The organism is Microbacterium sp. GbtcB4 (assembly GCF_019091465.1).
Lineage (GTDB): Bacteria > Actinomycetota > Actinomycetes > Actinomycetales > Microbacteriaceae > Microbacterium > Microbacterium paraoxydans.
On record NZ_JAGXJJ010000820.1, the window covers coordinates 1 to 228 of the forward strand.

Sequence of the window (228 nt, forward strand, 5' to 3'; positions counted from 1 at the left end):
GGCGACCCCGAGGTCATCTACCTCGACGAGCCGACCACGGGCCTCGACCCCGAGTCGCGCATCGAGGTGTGGGTCGTCGTGAAGGAGCTCGCGGGCGGCGGCACGACCGTGCTGCTCACCACGCAGTATCTCGATGAGGCGGTGCAGCTGGCCGACCGCATCGCGATCCTGCACGAGGGCCGCATCATCGGGCACGACACGCTCGCCGGACTGAGGCGACTCCTTCCG

The 228-nt window shown here is 69.7% G+C and carries 1 pseudogene; it reads left to right on the forward strand.

The annotated features are described in order from the left end of the window. Positions 1–228: pseudogene (locus KVS71_RS19735) on the forward strand (ABC transporter ATP-binding protein); the annotation flags it as partial.